The organism is Pseudomonas sp. REST10, assembly GCF_029542605.1.
GTDB lineage: Bacteria > Pseudomonadota > Gammaproteobacteria > Pseudomonadales > Pseudomonadaceae > Aquipseudomonas > Aquipseudomonas khazarica.
Map to the genome: position 1 here is coordinate 658,192 of NZ_CP035677.1, position 19,940 is coordinate 678,131.

The 19,940-nt window shown below is 65.7% G+C and carries 20 protein-coding genes; 8 read left to right on the forward strand and 12 right to left on the reverse strand.

Annotated features, from left to right (window positions below):
- Positions 1–41: 41 nt before the first annotated feature.
- The 3 genes from EWH21_RS03145 to EWH21_RS03155 form a co-directional block, all read right to left on the reverse strand.
- Positions 42–2,381, reverse strand: a complete 2,340-nt coding sequence (locus EWH21_RS03145; RefSeq protein ID WP_277699765.1) for an FdhF/YdeP family oxidoreductase — start codon at positions 2,379–2,381, stop codon at positions 42–44.
- A complete protein-coding gene (gene fdhD / locus EWH21_RS03150) occupies positions 2,378–3,193 on the reverse strand; it encodes a formate dehydrogenase accessory sulfurtransferase FdhD (RefSeq protein WP_134678171.1) in 816 nt (271 codons plus the stop codon). Before fdhD ends, EWH21_RS03145 begins: the two co-directional genes overlap by 4 nt.
- 94 nt (positions 3,194–3,287) lie before the next feature.
- The gene (locus EWH21_RS03155) at positions 3,288–4,178 is read right to left on the reverse strand and encodes a LysR family transcriptional regulator (protein ID WP_277699766.1); all 891 of its coding nucleotides are present in this window, start codon (positions 4,176–4,178) and stop codon (positions 3,288–3,290) included.
- Between the two features lie 119 nt (positions 4,179–4,297).
- On the opposite strand from EWH21_RS03155, the gene lysM reads away from it, so the two are divergent.
- Positions 4,298–4,732 (forward strand): peptidoglycan-binding protein LysM, encoded by a 435-nt coding sequence (gene lysM, locus EWH21_RS03160; protein WP_037050164.1) that lies wholly within the window; start codon positions 4,298–4,300, stop codon positions 4,730–4,732.
- Between the two features lie 65 nt (positions 4,733–4,797).
- On the opposite strand, the gene yrfG is transcribed toward lysM, so the two are convergent.
- Positions 4,798–5,460, reverse strand: coding sequence for a GMP/IMP nucleotidase (gene yrfG / locus EWH21_RS03165; protein ID WP_277699767.1), 663 nt, complete (start codon positions 5,458–5,460; stop codon positions 4,798–4,800).
- Between the two features lie 119 nt (positions 5,461–5,579).
- On the opposite strand from yrfG, the gene nudE reads away from it, so the two are divergent.
- The gene (nudE, locus tag EWH21_RS03170; RefSeq protein ID WP_037050162.1) at positions 5,580–6,146 is read left to right on the forward strand and encodes an ADP compounds hydrolase NudE; all 567 of its coding nucleotides are present in this window, start codon (positions 5,580–5,582) and stop codon (positions 6,144–6,146) included.
- Entirely contained in the window at positions 6,143–6,967 is an 825-nt protein-coding gene (gene cysQ / locus EWH21_RS03175) for a 3'(2'),5'-bisphosphate nucleotidase CysQ (protein WP_277699768.1), read from the forward strand. Before nudE ends, cysQ begins: the two co-directional genes overlap by 4 nt.
- Before the next feature lie 221 nt (positions 6,968–7,188).
- Here cysQ and EWH21_RS03180 read toward each other — a convergent pair whose 3' ends face one another.
- The 8 genes from EWH21_RS03180 to gshB form a co-directional block, all read right to left on the reverse strand.
- Positions 7,189–9,096, reverse strand: coding sequence for a beta-ketoacyl synthase (locus EWH21_RS03180; RefSeq protein WP_277699769.1), 1,908 nt, complete (start codon positions 9,094–9,096; stop codon positions 7,189–7,191).
- A 260-nt stretch (positions 9,097–9,356) separates the two neighbouring features.
- Positions 9,357–10,628: a dihydroorotase gene (locus EWH21_RS03185; RefSeq protein ID WP_277699770.1), complete on the reverse strand. Its 1,272-nt coding sequence runs from the start codon at positions 10,626–10,628 to the stop codon at positions 9,357–9,359.
- Positions 10,628–11,635 carry an aspartate carbamoyltransferase catalytic subunit gene (locus EWH21_RS03190; RefSeq protein WP_037050152.1) on the reverse strand — a complete coding sequence of 336 codons (1,008 nt, stop codon included), beginning with the start codon at positions 11,633–11,635 and terminating at the stop codon, positions 10,628–10,630. The genes EWH21_RS03185 and EWH21_RS03190 overlap by 1 nt, the downstream gene beginning before the upstream one ends.
- Positions 11,636–11,645: 10 nt before the next feature.
- On the reverse strand, positions 11,646–12,149 hold the full coding sequence (gene pyrR, locus EWH21_RS03195) for a bifunctional pyr operon transcriptional regulator/uracil phosphoribosyltransferase PyrR (RefSeq protein WP_134678176.1): 504 nt from the start codon (positions 12,147–12,149) through the stop codon (positions 11,646–11,648).
- A 73-nt stretch (positions 12,150–12,222) separates the two neighbouring features.
- Positions 12,223–12,660: a Holliday junction resolvase RuvX gene (ruvX, locus tag EWH21_RS03200; protein ID WP_134678179.1), complete on the reverse strand. Its 438-nt coding sequence runs from the start codon at positions 12,658–12,660 to the stop codon at positions 12,223–12,225.
- Positions 12,657–13,226, reverse strand: a complete 570-nt coding sequence (locus tag EWH21_RS03205) for a YqgE/AlgH family protein (protein WP_277699771.1) — start codon at positions 13,224–13,226, stop codon at positions 12,657–12,659. Before EWH21_RS03205 ends, ruvX begins: the two co-directional genes overlap by 4 nt.
- A 75-nt stretch (positions 13,227–13,301) precedes the next feature.
- A complete protein-coding gene (locus EWH21_RS03210; RefSeq protein ID WP_047585600.1) occupies positions 13,302–14,198 on the reverse strand; it encodes an energy transducer TonB in 897 nt (298 codons plus the stop codon).
- Between the two features lie 88 nt (positions 14,199–14,286).
- Complete coding sequence (gene gshB, locus EWH21_RS03215; RefSeq protein WP_037050142.1) at positions 14,287–15,243, reverse strand: glutathione synthase; 957 nt, start codon at positions 15,241–15,243, stop codon at positions 14,287–14,289.
- Positions 15,244–15,484: 241 nt separating this feature from the next.
- Here gshB and pilG point away from each other — a divergent pair, with 241 nt between their 5' ends.
- The 5 genes from pilG to EWH21_RS03240 all read left to right on the forward strand — a co-directional run bounded on the left by pilG (position 15,485) and on the right by EWH21_RS03240 (position 19,928).
- Positions 15,485–15,892, forward strand: a complete 408-nt coding sequence (gene pilG, locus EWH21_RS03220; protein WP_003458788.1) for a twitching motility response regulator PilG — start codon at positions 15,485–15,487, stop codon at positions 15,890–15,892.
- Positions 15,893–15,939: 47 nt separating this feature from the next.
- The gene (gene pilH / locus EWH21_RS03225) at positions 15,940–16,305 is read left to right on the forward strand and encodes a twitching motility response regulator PilH (protein WP_004373130.1); all 366 of its coding nucleotides are present in this window, start codon (positions 15,940–15,942) and stop codon (positions 16,303–16,305) included.
- A 44-nt stretch (positions 16,306–16,349) separates the two neighbouring features.
- Positions 16,350–16,886, forward strand: a complete 537-nt coding sequence (locus EWH21_RS03230) for a chemotaxis protein CheW (protein WP_037050140.1) — start codon at positions 16,350–16,352, stop codon at positions 16,884–16,886.
- An 84-nt stretch (positions 16,887–16,970) separates the two neighbouring features.
- Positions 16,971–19,007 (forward strand): methyl-accepting chemotaxis protein, encoded by a 2,037-nt coding sequence (locus EWH21_RS03235; protein WP_037050137.1) that lies wholly within the window; start codon positions 16,971–16,973, stop codon positions 19,005–19,007.
- A 60-nt stretch (positions 19,008–19,067) separates the two neighbouring features.
- Positions 19,068–19,928 carry a protein-glutamate O-methyltransferase gene (locus tag EWH21_RS03240; protein ID WP_037050283.1) on the forward strand — a complete coding sequence of 287 codons (861 nt, stop codon included), beginning with the start codon at positions 19,068–19,070 and terminating at the stop codon, positions 19,926–19,928.
- Positions 19,929–19,940 lie beyond the last annotated feature (12 nt).

Consider the following 19,940-nt stretch of genomic DNA (forward strand, 5'->3'; position numbering starts at 1 on the left):
CCATTGACCGGCGATTTCCGTTCGAGGTTCCAGGCCGCCGGTCAGCTGGTCGCGCTGCTGCCCAGCAGGTTGCTGCCGTTCGCTGCCGCGAGGCAGATGGCGACGAACTTGGAGGTCGGCGTGCTGCTGCCGACACCGGCACTTTCCAGCGGCACCAGCGGGTTGGCCTCGGGGAAGTAGGCCGCAGCCTGGCCGGCGGGAATGTCGAAGACCAGCAGGGTGAAGCCGCTGACGCAGCGCTCGACACCGTCGTTCCACAGCGAGCGGATGTTCACTTTCTGGCCGGGCTTGAAGCCCAGGCGCAGGATGTCCGCCTCGTTGGCGAACAGCACGTCGCGCTGGCCACGCACGCCACGGTAGCGGTCATCGAGGCCGTACACCGTGGTGTTGTATTGATCGTGCGAGCGCAGGGTCTGCAGGATCAGGTCCGGGGTCTCACCGCTTTCGCGAACCTGCGGGGGGAGCAGGTCCTCGAGCAGGGCGTTGGCCTTGAAGTTGGCCTTGCCGGAGGCGGTGCTCCACTGCCGGGCCCCGGCCGAGTTGCCGAGGTAGAAGCCGCCGGGGTTGGCGACACGCCGGTTGAAGTCCTGGAAGCCGGGAATGGTGTCGGCGATCAGGTCGCGGATGCGGTCGTAGTTGGCGATCAGCGCGTCCCAGGCCACCGGGTGATCGCCCAGCGTCGCCTTGGCGATACCGGCGATGATGGCCGGCTCCGAGCGCATCTCGCTGCCGGAAAGCGGTTCCAGCTGCCCGTAGGAGGCGTGGATCATGCTGAACGAATCCTCCACCGTCACCGCTTGTGGACCGTCGACCTGGCGGTCGATGTCGGTGCGGCCGAGGCACGGCAGGATCAGCGCATCCTTGCCCACGGTCAGGTGGCTGCGGTTGAGCTTGGTGCTGATCTGCACGGTGAGGTCGCAGCTCTGCAGTGCCTGGTGGGTGCGCGGGCTGTCCGGGGTGGCCTGGGCGAAGTTGCCGCCGAGGCCGATGAACACCTTGGCGTGGCCGTCGATCATGGCGTTGATCGCTTCCACGGTGTTGTGTCCGTTCTCGCGCGGCACCTTGAACTGAAAACGTTCCTCGATGGCGTCGAGCAACGCCACCGGTGGGCGGTCGTTGATGCCCATGGTGCGGTCGCCCTGCACGTTGCTGTGGCCGCGCACCGGGCACAGGCCGGCGCCGGGGCGGCCGAGGTTGCCGCGCAGCAGTTGCAGGTTGACGATTTCCTGGATGGTGGCCACCGAATGGTGGTGCTGGGTGATACCCATGGCCCAGCAGATGATCACCCGCTCGGCACGGCGGTACATGCGTGCGGCCTGCTCGATGTCCCTGAGGCTCAGCCCCGACTGTTTCTCGATGGCCTCCCAGGAGGTGTCGTCGAGCAGCGCCAGGTAGGCGTCGACGCCATCGGTGTGTTCGGCGATGAAGGCGTGGTCGAACAACGCGGGCTCGCCCTTGGCCTGCGCCTCGCGCTCCCACTGCAGGAGGAACTTGGCGATGCCGCGCAGGGCGGCCATGTCACCGCCCAGGGCCGGACGGAAGAAGGCGGTATTCAGCGGCTCGGAGCCGTTGGTGAGCATCTCCAGGGCGTTCTGCGGGTGCTGGAAACGCTCCAGGCCACGTTCCTTGAGCGGGTTGAAGCAGACCACCTGGGCGCCACGCTTGACCGCCTCACGCAGCGGTTCGAGCATGCGCGGGTGGTTGGTGCCGGGGTTCTGGCCGAGCACGAAGATGGCGTCGGCGTGCTCGAAGTCGTCGAAGGTGACGCTGCCCTTGCCGATGCCGACGCTCTGGATCAGCGCCACGCCGCTGGCTTCGTGGCACATGTTCGAGCAGTCGGGGAAGTTGTTGGTGCCGTAGGCGCGGACGAACAGTTGGTAGAGGAACGCTGCCTCGTTGCTGGCGCGGCCTGAGGTGTAGAACTCGGCGTGATCCGGGCTCGGCAGCGCCTTAAGGTGCTGCGCGATCAGGGCGAAGGCGTCGTCCCAGCTGGTCTGCACGTAGCGGTCGCTGGCAGCGTCGTAGCGCATCGGGTGGGTCAGGCGGCCCTGATACTCGAGCCAGTAGTCGCTCTGCTCGCGCAGCTGGCTGACGCTGTAGCGCTTGAAGAACGCCGCATCCACGCGACGTTTGGTGGCTTCCCAGTTGACCGCCTTGGCGCCGTTCTCGCAGAACTTGATGCGGCCGTCCTCGGGGGAGTCGCCCCAGGCACAGCCGGGGCAGTCGAAACCGCCATTCTGGTTGGTCTTGAGCAGGGCGCGCAGGTTCTTGAACGGCTGCTTGCTGTCCAGCCAGAAGCGGGTGACGGCGTTCAGCGCACCCCAGCCCGCAGCGGGGCCGTTGTAGGGTTTGTAACGAGGGTTGACGGGTTGCAGGCTCATGGTCGGTCTTCTTCGTCAGGCGCCGGGCTGTAGACGCGCGGCGTGCTGTGATGAGGCAGGTGGATCAGGTTGAGGCGGTGGCGTCGCGCCCATTCCACGGTCAGTGCCGTGGGGGCGGACAGGCTCACCAGGGTGCCGATGCCGGCACGTACGGCCTTGTGCAGCAGTTCCAGGCTGCAGCGGCTGGTCACCAGGGCGAAGCCGCCGCGGGTGTCGATACGTTCGCGGGCCAGGGCGCCAATCAGCTTGTCGAGAGCGTTGTGGCGGCCTATGTCTTCGCGGCACAGGCGGATCTCGCCCGCCGCGTCGATGAACAGGGCGGCATGCAGGGCGCCGCTGTGGCGTGCCAGCTGCTGCTGTTCGCCGATGCGCTCGCGCAACCCGCTCAGGTGCTGCAGTGCTGGCAGCGGCGCGCCGGGCAACGCCTGCAGGGCAGGCAGGGCCTGCTCCAGGGCATCCACGCCACACAGGCCGCAACCGCTGCTGCCAGCCAGTTGCCGGCGCTGCTGCTTGATGGCCCAGAATGCGCGGCTGCTGACTTCCAGGCGGGCTTCGCGACTGTCGCCGAGACCGCGCAACTGGATGTCATAGATATCGTCGATGGACGAGATCAGACCATTGCCGAGGCTGAAACCCACGGCAAAATCTTCCAGGTGATGGGGCGAAACCATCATCACGGCTTGGTTCAGGTCGTTGTAGCTGATCGCCAGGGCGCATTCTTCGGCAAGTGCGGCATGCTGCGCACGGCCGTCACCAAGTTCGGCGTAGGCGTAGGCACTGGCAATCTGCGGCGAGGCGTCTGGCTTGGCCATCGAGGCGTGCTCTGTGACAGATTGACACAGGCAAGCCTAGGCTCATGGACGAGGAGCGTCTAATCGTTGGCTTTGATACTTTGATCGAGCGTATCTATCGTGGTGTTTGCAGCCAGTCCCGGGCCTCTTCGAAACAGGCTTGGGCCAGGGGCGAGCCTGGCGCGCTGCGGCGCATGATCAGGCCCTGCGGGGCCAGGGTGTGGGCATCTTCGATGGGCAGCAGGCGCAGATGGCCTTCGGCCGGGGTGCCGTCTATCGGCAGCGGCATGATGCAGCAGCACAGCCCGGCGCTGACGGCCTGGGTGAGGTGATGGACGGCGTCGGCTTCCACGCGCACCTGCGGGCTCAGGCCACGGGCACGGAAGCTGTGGTCGATGGATTGGCGGAAGTGCATGCCGGTCGACAGCAGCCCCAGGGGCAGGCCGGCCAGTTGCTCCCAGCGCAGGCTGCTGCTGGCGAAGTGAAAATGGCGCTGGTCGTAGAGCAGGCCCATGCGGGCTTCGGCCAGCTCCAGGCCGGCGAAGTGCTCGCGGTCCAGACGGTCGAGATAGGACAGGCCCAGGTCGAGCTGATTGCGCGCCAGCTGTTCGAGAACCTGTTCGCTGCTCAACGCGTGCAACTGGAAGCGCAGGCCCGGATGGCGGGCGGCGAACAGGCCGATCAGGCGCATCGGGTCGAAGCTGGCCAGCGGCACGACGCCCAGGCGCAGGGTACCCACCAGGTGGCCGCGACAGGCCGCCGCTTCCGCGAGCAGGCCATCCTGGGCTGCCAGCAGGCTGCGTGCCCAGGCCAGGATGCGTTCGCCTTCGGCGCTGAACCCTTCGAAACGCTGGCCGCGACGCACCAGCTCCAGGCCCAGCTCGTCCTCCAGCTGACGCAGGCGCATGGACAGCGTTGGCTGGGTCACGTGGCAGCGCGCGGCCGCCTGACCGAAGTGGCGTGTTTCGTCGAGGGCGACGAGAAATTTCAGTTGCTTGATATCCATGGGAACTCCTGGTCTGGGCGGATTCTAATGTGCGCGGGCCAATCCGGGGCGTCTGGTGAACTAGACTTTGCGCTCCGGGAGCTGTGCCCGGTCATCCACAAGGAAAGAGAGGAATTGCCATGAGTCTGTTTGCCTTTGTCAAAGATGCTGGGGTCAAACTGTGGGAGTCACTGGTGGGGCAGGAGGCGCAGGCCGCCGAATCGCTCAAGGAACATGTTGCCAAGGTTGGCCTGGGCAACCCGAATATCGACGTCAGCGTCGAAGGTGACAAGGTCATCGCGCGCGGCGAGGTGGCCACCCAGGAAGAGAAGGAGAAGATCCTGCTGGCTCTGGGCAACGTGGCCGGCGTCGGTGAGGTCGAGGATCAGATCAGCGTGACCACACCGGCCCCGGCCGCGCGTTTCGTCACCGTTAAGAAGGGCGACACGCTGAGCGCCATCGCCAAGAGCGAGTACGGCAACGCCAACGCCTACATGAAAATCTTCGAGGCCAACAAACCGATGCTCAGCCATCCGGACAAGATCTATCCGGGCCAGGTGTTGCGCATCCCCTAGGGCGTAGCCCGCTTCTCGCCGCCGGCTTCGGCGGTCTCGGGTGGGAAGCCTTCGCGGTTTCCACCCTACAGCCCCCGCAGCAGCGCGCGGTAGTCCTCCACGGCGGCGAACTCTTCGGTGTCCTTGGGGCCGGCCTGGCTGTCCGGCTGGCGCACGGCGAGCAACTGGGCGACGCCGAAGCGCCCGGCGCTGCGCAGGATCGGCAGGCTGTCGTCGATGAACAGGCTGCGTGCCGGATCGAAGTCGACGTCCTGGCGCAGGGCGAACCAGAACTGCTGGTCTTCCTTGGGATAGCCGTAGTCGTGTGAGCTGATCAGGCGTTCGAACCAGGCCGCCAGTTCCACGCGCTCCATCTTCAGCGACAGCGAATCGCGGTGTGCATTGGTGATCAGCACCACGCGCTTGCCGGCGTCGCGCAGTGCGCGCAGGAACAGCTCGGCATCCGGGCGCAGGGCGATCAGGTGGGCGACCTCGCGTTTGAGGTCGCGGATCGACAGGCGCAGTTCGCGACTCCAGAAGTCGGTGCAGTACCAGTTCAGCGTGCCGGCATGTTCGCGAAACAGCGGCAGCAGCTCGGCCTCGGCCAGCGCCAGGCTGATGCCGTGGTGCTCGGCATAGCGCCGTGGCAGATGGCTCAGCCAGAAGTGGTTGTCGAAGTGCAGGTCGAGCAGGGTGCCATCCATGTCGAGCAGGACGGTGTCGATCTGGTGCCAGGGCAGTGCGGGCATGCTGGCCTCGTGCAAAGAGTGAATCCGTCGACCTGTTTCGCCTTGATGCAATCTCGGCCAGGGACAATGACAAAAGCCGCTGTATGATAATCGACCAGGTCACGCCAAGGAGTCAGCCCATGCGTCAGAAGCCCACGGTACTCGCCCGTGAAATAGTCGCCAGCAGTCGTCTGTTTCGTGTCGAGGAAGTGCAGTTGCGCTTCTCCAACGGCGCGGAGCGCACCTACGAACGTCTGGTCGGCAAGGGCTCGGGCTACGGTGCGGTGATGGTGGTAGCGATGCTCGATGCCGAGCATGCGGTGCTGGTGGAGGAATACTGCGGCGGTACCGACGACTATCAGCTGTCGCTGCCCAAGGGCCTGATCGAACCGGGTGAGGACGTGCTGGTGGCGGCCAACCGCGAGCTCAAGGAGGAGGCGGGTTTTGGCGCTCACGAGCTGGAATACATCACCGAGCTGAGCCTGTCCCCCGGTTACATGAGTCAGAAGATCCAGGTGGTGCTGGCGCGCAACCTGTTCGAGGAGCGTCTGCCCGGTGACGAGCCCGAGCCGATGCGGGTGGACCGCATCAGCCTGCGCGAGCTGTCGAGCCTGGCCCGGCATGAGCAGTTCAGCGAGGGGCGTGCCCTGGCGGCGCTGTACCTGGTGCGTGATCTGTTGAGCGCACGCGGGGAGTTCAGCCTGTGAGCCATCCTCTCGTTCCGCGGGTGATCGAACTGGTGCGCGCCGCCGGTGCGGCGACCCTGCCTCACTGGCGCAGTGGCGTCGCGGTGACGGAGAAGGCCGATGCCTCGCCGGTCACCGCTGCCGACCTGGCCGCGCACCACATTCTCGCCGACGGACTGCAGGCCTTGGCGCCGGACATTCCGGTGCTGTCCGAGGAAGCCGCCGACATCCCCCTGAGCGAGCGCTCGGCCTGGGCGCGTTGGTGGCTGGTCGATCCGCTGGACGGGACCAAGGAGTTCATTGCCGGTTCGGAGGAGTTCACTGTCAATGTCGCGCTGATCGAGCAGGGCCGCGTGGTGTTCGGCGTGGTCGGCATCCCGGCCAATGGCCGCTGCTACCACGGCGGTACCGGCCTGGGAGCCTGGTGCAGCGACGTGGCGGGTGACGAGCGCTCGATCAGCGTTCGCCTGGCGCCGGCACGGGGCTTTACCCTGGTGGCCAGCAAGCGCCATTCGAGCCCGGCACAGGAAACCTTGCTCGCGGGCTTGACCGCCCGTTTCGGCGCGCCGCAGCTGGCCAATATCGGCAGCTCGCTGAAGTTCTGCCTGCTGGCCGAAGGCAACGCCGATTGCTACCCACGCCTGGCGCCCACCTCGCAGTGGGACACGGCGGCAGCGCAGGGCGTGCTGGAGGGGGCCGGGGGCGAGGTGCTTGATCTGGCCGGCGAGGCACTGACCTACGAAGCGCGTGAGTCCTTCCTCAACCCGTCGTTCCTGGCGCTGCCGGCCGCGGCCGAGTGGCGTGGCGAGCTGATCGAGCTGGCGCGCGATCTGGAAGGTTGAGGCATCTTCTGCCGGAGTGGCGGCTGCACCCGCCCCACGTGAGGGCGCGGCGGCGATGCGCTGCGACGACGGGGAATCGCGGCTGAAGCCGCTCCTACCAGGCGTGTCTCTGGCGGGGAGTGGCGGGTTGTACCCGCCCTATCTGAGGCTGCAGGGCGTGGCCGTGGGAGGCGCTTCAGCGGCGACTTGCGCGGCGAAAGCCACTCCCCGGGGCATCACGCTCAGTCGAGCATGTCGCTGTAGCGCCCGTCCTTCCTGAACACCAGCGGCTGGTCGAAACCGGGCACCTTCACTTCGTCGCGGGTGATGGAGATCGCCTGGTCGTCGATCATGTCGTTGCCGAAGTTGTAGATGATGTCCAGCTTGCCCTGCAGCGCCTGGCTGTCGTAGGCCGCTGCGGCAGTGCGGGTGCCCTCGCGGCGCGCCAGGTAGGCGTCGAAGGCGGCCTGGCCGTGGCGTTTGCGCAGCATGCGCTCGGTCACGTGCGGGGCCAGCACCAGGGCGCTGGCGTTGTTGCCGCCGAAGCCCTTGGAGTTGATGAAGGCCACGTCCAGTGCCTGCTCGCCGACCTTGCGGTCTTCGGTGGACAGGCTCAGGTGCTTCTGGTGCACGTCGTCGGCCACCGCGTCGATGGTCTTCAGGCCGGGCACGATGCCGTACTTGAAGGCGCCGAGTGCAGCGATCACCTGGTCACCGCTGGCGGTGGCCAGGGAGTGGCCGACGAAGGCCTTCACCGCAGTGATCGGCCACTGCTCGATGCCGAAGGCCTCGGCGACGCGGTCGAGGATTTCCGACTCGGTGACGCGGTTGGCCGGGGTGCTGGAACCGTGCGCGTGAACGAAGCTGCGCTGCTGCACGGCATCCAGCCCCAGCAGCTGCACGGCGCTGGCCACGGCCTTGGCCACGGTCAGGTAGTTGCCCGGGCCCGGGGCGGAAATCGACTTCTTGAAACCGTCGGCGTTGATGAACACGTCCGGCACCGCGCCGTGGATCTCGGCACCCAGCTCCAGGGCCAGTTCGTCGTCCATCAGCACCACGAACTGGCAGGCCTCGGCCAGGGTGAAACCGCAGTTGGGACCGAACGGGCGGCTGGCGCGGCGGAAGTCGACGCTGTCGCGGCCTTCGAGCTGGCGCAGGCCATCCTCGGTGGCCAGTGCGCCCATGGCGCCGTAGCCTTCGATGCACTCCTGGTTGATCGGTGCCTCGCTGCTGCCGACGATCACCACGCGGGCCTTGCCGCTGGCGATCTGCTCGATGCCTTTCTGCAGGTTGTAGAGGAAGGTGGCACAGGCGCCGGTGATGCTGCCGGTGGTGCCGACGCTGCCGAGCACGTAGGCGTTGATGAAGTCGGCCGGCATGGTGTTCAGGCCCAGGGCCAGCTGCTTGGCGGTGACGCGGCCACCCTTGAGGCGCGACTGCATCATGCCGCCGAAACCGTTTTCGTCGAGCTGGCTCATGATGCAGCTGGCGAACACGGCGATTTCATCCGGCGCGACGTGCTGGACGATGCGCTGCCAGTCGATACCCACCGAACGCAGCGCGTCGGTGACGCCGACCACGGTCATGGCCAGGCCGCGTGGGTGGAAGCGCGAGTTGTACAGCTCGCTCGGCTCGAAGCCGGTGGGCAGTTGCCCGGCGGATTTCACGGCCAGCGGGCGGTAGCTGTCGACCTTGAATTCGCAGCTGTCGTGCAGGGTGACGCGTACGTCGTTGCCGTCGAGCGCTTCCAGCGACCAGTTGGCCGGCAACGGCTCGGGCAACTGCTTGCGCTGGGTGACGAAGCTCAGGGCCGTGCCGTTGGCGGGCGCGACGCCGATGTTCTTGTGCCAGTGGGCGGCATCCGGATCGAGGTGCTGCTTCTCGATACGGCGGACCAGCGTGCCGGCGAGGATCTGCTCGGCGTAGCGGCTTTCGATGTCTGCCAGGCTCAGTGGCTGGCCGTCCTGATCCTGATACTGGCCATCGACCACGCGCACCAGTTTCATCATCTGCGCCAGACCGGCCAGCGTCTCCTGGCGGGCCTGGGGCTGCAGCGACTCTTGTACGGTGCGACGGAAACCATGGTGGAAGGAGCTGCGCCCGGCTGCGTTGTAACCCCCAAAACCCACGATCACAGGTAAGCGCGACATAACTCAAAAGCTCCTGAACAAGGCCAGCGCGACGCCAGGCCGGCGCCTTGGGCGCGGGCGGGAGTCATAGGGCGGTGGCGTTTGGAAAATCTCGGCTGCCTAACCTGACGTGGATCATGACTGTCGAGTCACTCATTCGTCCAATGTCGTGGCGCGGGCAAGGCATGTCGCGGATGAGACAGGCCGTGTTCAGGGCGATGCGTGGGGGGCGGGGTGCGCCCCGCGAGGCGCGCGCCCGCCGGGTGGCGGGCGCGGAGGGCTCAGCTCTGGTAGCTGATGTGACCATCGACCAGCGTATAGCGCACTGCCGCAGGCAGGCGGTGGTCGAGGAAGGGGCAGTTCCTGCCCTTGGAGTACCAGCGCTCGCCAGCCAGGGTCGAGGCCTGCGGGTCGAACAGCACGATATCCGCGGCGCTGCCGACGGCCAGTTGCCCGGCAGGCAGGCGCAGTGCAGCGGCCGGTCCGCTGGACAGGCGTGCGAGCAGTGTCGGCAGGTCCAGCAGGCCATCCTGCACCAGCGTCATGGCCAGCGGCAGCAGCAGCTGCACGCTGCTGATGCCCGGCTCGGTGGCGGCGAAGGGCGCCAGCTTGGCATCGCGCTCGTGCGGCTGGTGATGGCTGGCGATGGCGGAGATCACGCCGGCCTTGAGCGCCTCGCGCAGGCCGTCGCGGTCCTTGCCGGAGCGCAGCGGCGGTTGCACGTGGTAGAGGCTGGAGAAGTCGATCAGTGCCTCGTCGGTCAGCAGCAGCTGGTACAGCGCCACGTCCGCCGTCACTGGCAGGCCACGGGCCTGGGCGGCGGCGATCAGCTCGGCGCCACGGGCACTGGTGATCTGGCTGAAGTGCGCGCGCACGCCGCTCTGCTCCACCAGCAGTAGGTCGCGGGCCAGGGCCACGGTTTCGGCGCTTTCCGGGATGCCGGCCAGGCCGAGGAAACTGGCGGTGGGGCCCTCGTGGGCCAGGCCGCCTTCGGCCAGGTCGAAGTCCTGCGAGTGGAAGATCACCTGCAGGTCGAAGGTCGCGGCGTATTCCAGCGCGCGGCGCAGGGTGCGGCTGTTGCGGAAACTGTCCAGGCCGTTGCCGAAGGCCACGCAGCCGGTGTCGCGCAGGGCCACCAGCTCCGCCAGCTGCTCGCCGGCCAGGTTCTTGCTCAGCGCGCCGATGGGGAACACCTTGGTGTGCCCGGCCTCGCGGGCGCGGTCGAGAATCAGCTCGGCCACCGCCGGGGTGTCCAGCACGGGTTTGGTGAACGGCGGGCAGCACAGGCTGGTGACGCCACCGGCAGCCGCAGCCAGGGTCTCCGTGGCGATGCTGCCCTTGCGGCTGTAGCCGGGTTCGCGCAGCGCCACGGACAGGTCGACCAGGCCGGGGGCGGCGACCAGTCCCTGGGCGTCGAGGGCCTTGTCGGCAGTGAAGCCGGCGGGCGCCTGGCCAATGGCGACCAGCTTGCCGCCGTCGAGGTACAGGTCGCTGACCCGATCCAGGCCGCTGCTGGGATCGATCACGCGGGCGCCGAGGATTGCGGTACGCATCAGTTGGCCTCCTCGGCGTTGAGTTGACGTTGCGCGTTCTGCCCGCTCATGGCCATGGACAGCACGGCCATGCGGATGGCGATGCCGTAGGTGACCTGGTTGAGAATCACCGATTGCGGGCCGTCGGCCACCGCCGACTCGATCTCCACGCCGCGGTTGATCGGCCCCGGGTGCATCACCAGGGCATCGGGCCTGGCCAGGGCCAGGCGCTGCTCGGTCAGGCCGAACAGGCGGTAGAACTCGCCTTCGCTGGGCAGCAGGCCGCCCTGCATGCGTTCGCGCTGCAGGCGCAGCATGATCACCACGTCGACGTCCTTGAGGCCTTCGTCGGCATCGCTGAACACGCGCACGCCGTAGCTCTCCTCCAGGCCGATGGGCAGCAGGGTCTTCGGCGCGATCACGCGGATGTCCGGGCAGCCCAGGGTCTTCAGAGCGAGCATGTTGGAGCGCGCCACCCGCGAATGCAGGATGTCGCCGACGATGGCCACCGAAAGGTTCTCGAAGCTGCCCTTGTGCCGGCGAATGGTGAGCATGTCGAGCATGCCCTGGGTCGGGTGGGCGTGCCGGCCGTCGCCGCCGTTGATGATCGCCAGGTTGGGGCACACGTGCTCGGCGATGAAGTGGGCGGCGCCGGAGTCGGAGTGGCGCACGACGAAGATGTCGGCGGCCATGGCCTCGAGGTTGCGCAGGGTGTCGAACAGCGTTTCGCCCTTGCTGGTCGAGCTGGTCGACACGTTGAGGCTGATGACGTCAGCCGACAGGCGCTGGGCGGCCAGTTCGAAGGTAGTGCGGGTGCGCGTGGAGTTCTCGAAGAACACGTTGCACACGGTCTTGCCGCGCAGCAGCGGGACCTTCTTCACCGCACGCGCGCCGACCTCGAGGAAGGAGTCGGCGGTGTCGAGGATTTCGGTCAGCAGCTCGCGGGGCAAACCGTCGAGCGAGAGGAAATGGCACAGCTGGCCTTGGTCATTGAGCTGCAGCGGGCGCTTGGCGGCGAGTGGCGTCATCGCGGGGGTCTCAGTTGGCGAGCGTCTGGAGTTCGAGGGTCAGGGGCGTGGGGCCGGACAATTTTACCCGCTCGTTGGCCGCCAGTGACAGGGTGGCGCCGACCACATCGGGGCGAATCGGCAGTTCACGGGCGTTGAGGTCGAGCAGGCTGACCAGGGTCACGCTGGCCGGGCGGCCGTAGTCGAACAGTTCGTTCAGGGCGGCGCGGATGGTGCGGCCGCTCATCAGCACGTCGTCGATCAGCACCAGGTGCTGGCCTTCGATCTCGAATGGCAGCTCGGAGGGCTGCACCTGCGGGTGCAGGCCGTTCTGGGTGAAGTCGTCACGGTAGAAGGAGACGTCGAGGATGCCCAGTGCGTCCTCGCGGCCGAGTGCCTGGAGCAGGGCCTGGGCGACCCAGACGCCGCCGGTGCGGATGCCGATGAAGCGTGGCTCGCTGATCTGCCGCTGGTTGAGATGCTGGGTCAGGGCGCTGGCCATGGCCGGCAGCAGGTCGTTGGGGTTCGGTAGCATGGCGAAACTCCTTGATTAAACGGCTGCTGAGAGCGTGAGCGAGGCTGCCGAGCGCCGGCAGCGCAACCGGTTCTCAGCCCGTGCAGTTTTCCTCCAGCCAGCCCTGCAGCAGCAGGGCGGCGGCAATGGCGTCGACGGGGCGCTCGCGGTAGCCGCCGCTCTGGCCCTCGCGCAGGCGCTGGCCCTTGGCCTCGAAGGTGGTCAGGCGCTCGTCGTGGGTGTAGGCCGGCAGGTTGAAGCGGCCGTTGAGGCGGCGCGCGAACTTTTCCGCGCGGGCGCTCATCTCGCTGGGCGTGCCGTCCATGTTCAGCGGCAGGCCGACCACCACGGCGTCGGGCTGCCACTCCTTGATCAATGCTTCCACGCGGTTCCAGTCCGGCACGCCGTTCTGAGCCTTGAGCACGCACAGTTCACGGGCCTGGCCGGTGATCATCTGGCCGACGGCGACGCCGATCTGCTTGCTGCCGTAGTCGAAGCCCAGCAGCAGGCGCAGTGGTTTGTCGCTCATCAGGCGTGGCCCGCCTGCGAGGTGAGCAGGCTGAGATTGACGCCCAGGCGTGCGGCGGAGGCATTCAGGCGCTGGTCGTAAGGCAGGTCGAAGAGAATGCTGCTGTCGGCCGGGCAGGTCAGCCAGGCGTTGTCGACCAGCTCGGCCTCCAGCTGCCCGGCGTCCCAGCCGGCGTAGCCCAGGGTGATCAGGTACTTGTCCGGGCCGCTGCCGTCGGCGATGGCGAAGAGCACGTCCTGCGAGGTGGACAGGCCCAGTTCGCCCAGCTCCAGGGTGGCCTGGAACTGCGGGCCGGCGGGGTGGAGGACGAAGCCACGGTCGGTCTGCACCGGGCCGCCGGCGAAGATCGGCAGGCTGTGGCACAGCGCGGCGGGCTCCTCGTCCGGGCGCAACTGCTCCAGGACGTCGGCCAGGTTGAGGCCGTTGGGCTTGTTGATCACCAGGCCCATCGCGCCCTGGTCGTTGTGCTCGACCAGGTAGGTCACGGTCTGCGCGAAGTTCGGATCGGCCATGTGCGGCATGGCGATCAGGAAATGGTGCTTGAGCGAGGTCGGGGCTGATGTGTTCATGGCGCCTAGTTTGGAGCGGCTGGCGGCAAGCTACAAGCGCGGCCGCTCAGGCGGGTGCATCGTCCCGGCGCGGGGTCAGTTGCTCGACAGCCGGTCGCCGCGCTCGAAGCGCCAGGTGCGGATGATTTCCAGGCGGTCGATATCGGCCAGGTCACCGGTGAACGGGGCGTAGGGCGCGGCCAGGCGCACGATGCGCTGGGCGGCCTGGTCGAGTTCGGCATGGCCCGAGGACTCCAGTATCTGCACCTCGTAGAGACTGCCGTCGCGGTTGATCGACACCAGCAGGCGCAGGCTGCCGTAGATGCGCTTGCGGCGCGCCTCGTCCGGGTAGTTGAGGTTGCCGATGCGCTCGACCTTCTTGCGCCACTCGTCCTTGTACCAGGCACCCTTGTCGCGCATGGTCGAGGCGGCGTTGAGGCGATGGATCTTCGGGCGTTTCGCGTACTGCTGGACTTCCTGGGCCAGTTCGGCCTCGAGGCTGGCGATCTCCGCCGACAGCTGCGCGGAGTCGAAGACCGGCGCCGGGCGCGTGTCCGGCACCGGCTTGGCTTCCTCGCGCTTGACCGGGGTCTTCTGCTGTTGCGGTGCGCGCGTGGCCACCGCCGCCTTGGGCGCTTCCTGGCGGGTGGCGGGTTGCTGCGGGGTGGCCGGCGGCGTGACCTTGCGCACCTCGCTGTCCTGGAACGGCGCCTGCTCCGTGGTCTTGGGGGCGGCGACGTGTTCCAGGGTGCCGCTGCCCTGCTGGTTGTCCTGGGCGAGGAAGTCGGCCTCCTTGGGCTTTTCATCGCTCTTGAAGGTGGACAGGGTGATTTCCAGCGTCTTGCTGATGTCCGGTGGCGACTCCAGGCCGAAGCCGATGCCGAGAATCAGCGCCACGTGCAGCGCGGCGGCGAGAAACAGGGTGAACCCCAGGCGATCCGCCGGACGGACGGTGGCGGAGGTGGTGGGCGGTGGGGTGGCTGCTGCGTTCATCGCGTTTCGGGTCTGCTTTCGAATGTCGCGCAGTCTGCCGGGTCGGGGTGTGCGCCTGCAAGTTGCAGGCGCCAGGCTGCCACCTGCGTCAAGCTTTTAGGCCGCGTTTGCTCGCGATGCAGTCCATCAGGCGATCGCCGATGCGGGTATCGAAGGCCGCATCGATCTCGCGGATGCAGGTGGGGCTGGTGACGTTGATTTCCGTCAGGTGTTCGCCGATCACGTCGAGTCCGACGAAGATCAGCCCCCTGTCGCGCAGGCTCGGGCCCACTGCCGCGGCGATCTCGCGGTCGCGCTCGGTCAGCGGGCGTGCCTCGCCCCGTCCACCGGCCGCGAGGTTGCCGCGGGTCTCGCCGGCGGCGGGGATGCGCGCCAGGCAGTAGGGCACCGGTTCGCCGTCGATCATCAGGATGCGCTTGTCGCCTTCCTTGATGGCCGGCAGATAACCTTGCGCCATGATCTGCTGTTGGCCATGCTGAGTGAGGGTTTCCAGAATCACCGAGAGGTTGGGATCGCCCTCGCGATGGCGAAATATCTGCGATCCGCCCATGCCATCCAGGGGTTTGAGAATGATGTCACGGTGCTGTATCGCAAACTCGCGCAGAATGTCGGGGCGCCGACTGACCAGGGTCGGCGGTGTGTATTGGGGAAACAGGGTAGCGAAGAATTTTTCGTTGCAGTCGCGCAGGCTCTGAGGTCGATTCACCACCAGTACGCCGTCACGTTCGGCCTGCTCGAGCAGATAGGTGGAGTAGACGAATTCATTGTCGAAGGGCGGGTCCTTGCGCATCAGGATCACGTCCAGCTCGGCGAGCTGCATGTCCTGTTCCGTACCAAGGGTGAACCACTTTTGCGGGTCGTTGAATACTTCCAGCGGCCGCAAGCGGGCTCTGGCCTGGCCCTGGGCCTGGTAGAGATCCTGCTGTTCCATGTAGAACAGCGACCAGCCGCGTGCTTGAGCGGCCAGCAGCATGGCCAGCGAGCTGTCCTTCTTGAAGGAGATGCTGGCAATCGGATCCATGACGATCCCGAGACGAAGGCTCATGGGGAAAATCTCCGCGAGATAAAGGGTGAAGGCCGGGTTGGCCGTACCGAACAATGGCTGTCAGGGTGGCGTCGGCCGGGGCCTTGGTCAAGGGCCGGTGCTGCCCTGGCGGCCTTATAGATTGCATGTGGAGAGTGTGCTAAAAAGGCCCGACGATTGGGGCAAGACCAATCGGCGACTGGGCCTCAGGCATACTGATAACGCGAATATAACGACTCACCGAGGCGATGGTAGGGCGAACATGGAACAGCATTCCGAGGGTTTGAAAGTGATGGTGATCGACGATTCGAAAACGATTCGTCGCACCGCGGAAACTCTGCTGAAAAAAGTGGGTTGTGATGTCATCACCGCGGTCGATGGCTTCGATGCCCTGGCCAAGATTGCCGACACTCACCCGAGCATCATCTTTGTCGACATCATGATGCCGCGTCTCGATGGGTATCAGACCTGTGCCCTGATCAAGAACAACAGTGCTTTCAAGTCCACCCCGGTGATCATGCTGTCCTCCAAGGACGGCCTGTTCGACAAGGCCAAGGGGCGGATCGTCGGTTCCGATCAATATCTGACCAAGCCCTTCAGCAAGGAAGAGCTGCTCGGAGCGATCAAAGCCCACGTGCCGGACTTCACCCCGGTAGAACAAGCCTCCTGACGTGTCGGCCTGCAGGGCCGTACGCCTCTTCTGTATTGGGAAACACCATGGCTCGAATTCTGATTGTTGATGACTCACCGACCGAGATGTACAAGCTGACGGCCATGCTGGAAAAGCATGGCCATCAGGTGCTGAAGGCGGAAAACGGCGCCGATGGCGTTGCCCTGGCTCGCCAGGAGAAACCGGATGCGGTGCTGATGGATATCGTCATGCCCGGGCTCAATGGTTTTCAGGCGACTCGTCAGCTGACCAAGGACGCCGAAACCAGCCACATCCCGGTGATCATCGTCACCACCAAGGATCAGGAAACCGACAAGGTCTGGGGCAAGCGCCAAGGCGCCAAGGACTACCTGACCAAGCCGGTTGACGAAGAAACCTTGCTGAAAACCCTCAATGCGGTACTGGCCGGCTGATGCCGGGCAGGTCGCGAAGCAGATAAGAAAAGGCCAAGGCCGGCATGGCGGACGTGCAGACTCCATTCCAGATTCTCCTCGAGATCGACCAGCGTTGCCGAGCCCTGGCGGCCGGCTTGCCGTCGCAGCAGACGGCGGTGCAGACCTGGAGCGGCATCGGCTTTCGCATGGGCGAGCGATTCTTCGTCGCGCCGATGGGGGAGGTGGGTGAGGTGTTGCACGAGCCACGCTACACCCTGCTGCCGGGTGTGAAAGGCTGGGTCAAAGGGGTGGCCAACGTGCGTGGCCGCCTGTTGCCGGTGATGGACCTGTGCGGGTTCTTCGGCAGCGAACTGTCGCCGCTGCGCAAGCTGCGACGCGTGCTGGTGGTCGACCACCAGGAGATCTTCGCCGGCCTGACGGTCGACGAGGTCTTCGGCATGCAACATTTTCCCGTGGATGCGTTTTCAGAACAGCTGCCGCCTCTCGAGGCGAGCATTGCACCGTTCATTCACGGAGTCTTTCAGCGAGAACAGCCCTGGTTGGTATTCAGCCCGCATGCGTTGGCGGCCGATCAGGGGTTTCTCGATGTTGCCTACTAACAGAAATTCGGTTGGGTCGGTTCTTCCGGCCCTTTGGCGTTACATGGGAACCGTAGTGCGGTCGGTCCAGGCGGGGGCCAGATAATGAAAAAACTCAATACAGGCAATTTGTTGGTCGGGGCACGCAGCAGCACGCTGATCGCGGCGCTGTTCGTCGTGCTCATCGTCTCCATCGTGCTGTTGTTCGCGAACTTCGCCTACATCAACACCCAATCCAACTACGATACCGAGTACATCGGCCACTCCGGTGAGCTGCGCGTACTCTCCCAGCGTATCGCCAAGAACGCCACGGAAGCGGCGGCAGGTACTGCCGAGGCCTTCGGCCTGTTGCGCGATGCGCGCAACGACTTCCAGCAGCGCTGGGGCTACCTGACCGACGGCGACGCCGCCAGCGGCCTGCCGCCGGCGCCCGAGGCCGTACAGCCGCAGATGGCCACGGTACAGCAGGACTGGGACAGCCTGCGGCAGAACACCGACGCCATTCTCGCCAGTGAGCAGACCGTACTGTCGCTGCACCAGGTAGCCGCCACCCTGGCGGAAACCATTCCGCAGCTGCAGGTCGAGTACGAGGAAGTGGTCGACATCCTGCTGGAAAGTGGTGCGCCGGCCGCTCAGGTTTCCGTGGCCCAGCGTCAGTCGCTGCTGGCAGAACGTATCCTGGGTTCGGTGAACAAGGTACTGGCGGGTGACGAGGACTCGGTGCAGGCCGCTGACATGTTCGGCCGCGACGCCAGCCTGTTCGGCCGCGTACTGGCTGCGATGCTGGAAGGCAACGCGGCGATGGAAATCACCCAGGTGACCGACGAGGAGGCTCTCGAGCGTCTGGCGGAGATTTCCGAGCTGTTCGAATTCGTATCCGGTTCTGTGGACGAGATTCTCGAAACCTCGCCGGAACTGTTCCAGGTGCGTGAATCGGCGAACTCCATCTTCACCGTTTCCCAGACCCTGCTGGACAAGGCATCCGATCTGGCCGGTGGCTTCGAAGACCTGGCCGACGGTCGTGCCATGAACACCCTGTTCGGCTACGTGCTGGGTGCCCTGGCGCTGGCTGCGATCATCCTCATCGGTCTGGTGATGGTGCGTGAGACCAACCGCCGTCTCGCTGAAACCGCCGAGAAGAACGAGCGTAACCAGGCAGCGATTCTGCGACTGCTCGATGAGATCGCCGACCTCGCCGACGGTGACCTGACCGTGGCCGCGACGGTAACCGAGGACTTCACCGGTGCCATCGCCGACTCCATCAACTACTCCATCGACCAGCTGCGCGACCTGGTAGCGACCATCAACCTGACCGCCGTTCAGGTAGCCGGTGCTGCTCAGGAAACCCAGGCCACGGCGATGCACCTGGCCGAGGCTTCCGAGCACCAGGCCCAGGAAATCGCCGGTGCTTCCGCGGCGATCAACGAAATGGCCGTGTCGATTGACCAGGTATCGGCGAACGCCAGCGAATCGTCCGCGGTAGCGGAACGTTCGGTAGCCATCGCCAACAAGGGTAACGAGGTCGTACACAACACCATCACCGGCATGGATAACATCCGTGAGCAGATCCAGGACACCTCGAAGCGGATCAAGCGCCTCGGTGAATCGTCCCAGGAGATCGGTGACATCGTTAGCCTGATTAACGACATTGCCGACCAGACCAACATCCTCGCACTGAACGCCGCGATCCAGGCCTCCATGGCCGGTGACGCAGGCCGAGGCTTCGCGGTGGTAGCGGACGAGGTACAGCGCCTTGCAGAACGTTCCTCTGCGGCGACCAAGCAGATCGAAGCGCTGGTGAAAACCATTCAGACCGACACCAACGAAGCCGTTATCTCCATGGAGCAGACGACCTCCGAAGTGGTGCGCGGTGCACGCCTGGCGCAGGACGCCGGTGTGGCACTGGAAGAGATCGAGAAGGTATCGAAGACCCTCGCGGCCCTCATCCAGAACATCTCCAACGCTGCCCGTCAGCAGGCCTCGTCGGCTGGTCACATCTCCAACACCATGAACGTGATTCAGGAAATCACCTCGCAGACGTCCTCGGGTACCACCGCCACCGCGAAGAGCATTGGTAACCTGGCCAAGATGGCCAGTGAGATGCGCAAGTCGGTGTCTGGCTTCACCCTCCCGGACGCCTGATAAAGGAGTGCGGAGGCTGGCTGCAGCCTCCGCGACATAGCCATGACCCAGGGCGAAGGTATGCAGTCAGCGGGCGTTTGGGCATTGCGCCCAGTGACCGACATGTCGCAAGCCGATTTCCACGACTGGCAGACGCTGCTCGAAGCGCGTACCGGTGTGGTGATCAGCGAACAGCGACGTGCCTTTCTGCAGACCAACCTGAGTGCGCGGATGCGCGAGTTGGGCGTCACGGACTACGCCAGTTACTACCGACAGGTCACCGATGGCCCCCGTGGCGCGGTGGAGTGGTCGACCCTGCTGGATCGTCTGACCGTGCAGGAAACCCGCTTCTTTCGCCATCAGCCGTCGTTCGAGGTGCTCGCGCAGTATCTGCAGGAGCGCCTGGCCGCCGGGCTGAGCAAACCCTGGGAGTTGTGGAGCGTGGGTTGCTCCAGTGGTGAGGAGCCCTATTCGCTGGCCATCCAGGCCGCCGAGACCTTGCAGGGCAGTGAGTTGCCGGAGCATTTCGCGGTCACCGGTACCGATATCAGTCAGGGTGCGTTGAGCCGGGCGCGTGAAGCCAGTTACTCGGCGCGGCGCCTGGAGCAGGTGGGTGATGAACTGCGTGAACGCTACTTTCTCGCGCAGGCAGACGGACGTTTCAAGGTTGTACCGAGCCTGGCAGCTCGCGTGTGTTGCGCCAGGCTCAATGTGCTGGAACTGGCCAAGGCGCCAATGTCCGGCATGGATGTGATTTTTTGTCAGAACTTGCTGATCTATTTCCGCCGCTGGCGTCGCCGCGACATCCTCAACCGCCTGGCCGAAAGCCTGGCGCCGGGTGGCCTGCTGGTCGTAGGTGTGGGCGAAGTAGCCGGTTGGCAGCACCCGCACCTGGTGCCGGTGGCCGACGAGCGAGTTCTGGCGTTTACCCGCAAGGGATAAGGCCAAGTTTAT

Excerpts from the sequence above, each read along its gene's own strand:
- EWH21_RS03145 (WP_277699765.1), bottom strand. The coding sequence starts at position 2,381 with ATGAGCCTGCAACCCGTCAACCCTCGTTACAAACCCTACAACGGCCCC.
- fdhD (WP_134678171.1), bottom strand. The coding sequence starts at position 3,193 with ATGGCCAAGCCAGACGCCTCGCCGCAGATTGCCAGTGCCTACGCCTAC.
- EWH21_RS03155 (WP_277699766.1), bottom strand. The coding sequence starts at position 4,178 with ATGGATATCAAGCAACTGAAATTTCTCGTCGCCCTCGACGAAACACGC.
- lysM (WP_037050164.1), top strand. The coding sequence starts at position 4,298 with ATGAGTCTGTTTGCCTTTGTCAAAGATGCTGGGGTCAAACTGTGGGAG.
- yrfG (WP_277699767.1), bottom strand. The coding sequence starts at position 5,460 with ATGCCCGCACTGCCCTGGCACCAGATCGACACCGTCCTGCTCGACATG.
- nudE (WP_037050162.1), top strand. The coding sequence starts at position 5,580 with ATGCGTCAGAAGCCCACGGTACTCGCCCGTGAAATAGTCGCCAGCAGT.
- EWH21_RS03180 (WP_277699769.1), bottom strand. The coding sequence starts at position 9,096 with ATGTCGCGCTTACCTGTGATCGTGGGTTTTGGGGGTTACAACGCAGCC.
- EWH21_RS03185 (WP_277699770.1), bottom strand. The coding sequence starts at position 10,628 with ATGCGTACCGCAATCCTCGGCGCCCGCGTGATCGATCCCAGCAGCGGC.
- EWH21_RS03190 (WP_037050152.1), bottom strand. The coding sequence starts at position 11,635 with ATGACGCCACTCGCCGCCAAGCGCCCGCTGCAGCTCAATGACCAAGGC.
- pyrR (WP_134678176.1), bottom strand. The coding sequence starts at position 12,149 with ATGCTACCGAACCCCAACGACCTGCTGCCGGCCATGGCCAGCGCCCTG.
- EWH21_RS03205 (WP_277699771.1), bottom strand. The coding sequence starts at position 13,226 with ATGAACACATCAGCCCCGACCTCGCTCAAGCACCATTTCCTGATCGCC.
- EWH21_RS03210 (WP_047585600.1), bottom strand. The coding sequence starts at position 14,198 with ATGAACGCAGCAGCCACCCCACCGCCCACCACCTCCGCCACCGTCCGT.
- gshB (WP_037050142.1), bottom strand. The coding sequence starts at position 15,243 with ATGAGCCTTCGTCTCGGGATCGTCATGGATCCGATTGCCAGCATCTCC.
- pilG (WP_003458788.1), top strand. The coding sequence starts at position 15,485 with ATGGAACAGCATTCCGAGGGTTTGAAAGTGATGGTGATCGACGATTCG.
- pilH (WP_004373130.1), top strand. The coding sequence starts at position 15,940 with ATGGCTCGAATTCTGATTGTTGATGACTCACCGACCGAGATGTACAAG.
- EWH21_RS03230 (WP_037050140.1), top strand. The coding sequence starts at position 16,350 with ATGGCGGACGTGCAGACTCCATTCCAGATTCTCCTCGAGATCGACCAG.
- EWH21_RS03235 (WP_037050137.1), top strand. The coding sequence starts at position 16,971 with ATGAAAAAACTCAATACAGGCAATTTGTTGGTCGGGGCACGCAGCAGC.
- EWH21_RS03240 (WP_037050283.1), top strand. The coding sequence starts at position 19,068 with ATGCAGTCAGCGGGCGTTTGGGCATTGCGCCCAGTGACCGACATGTCG.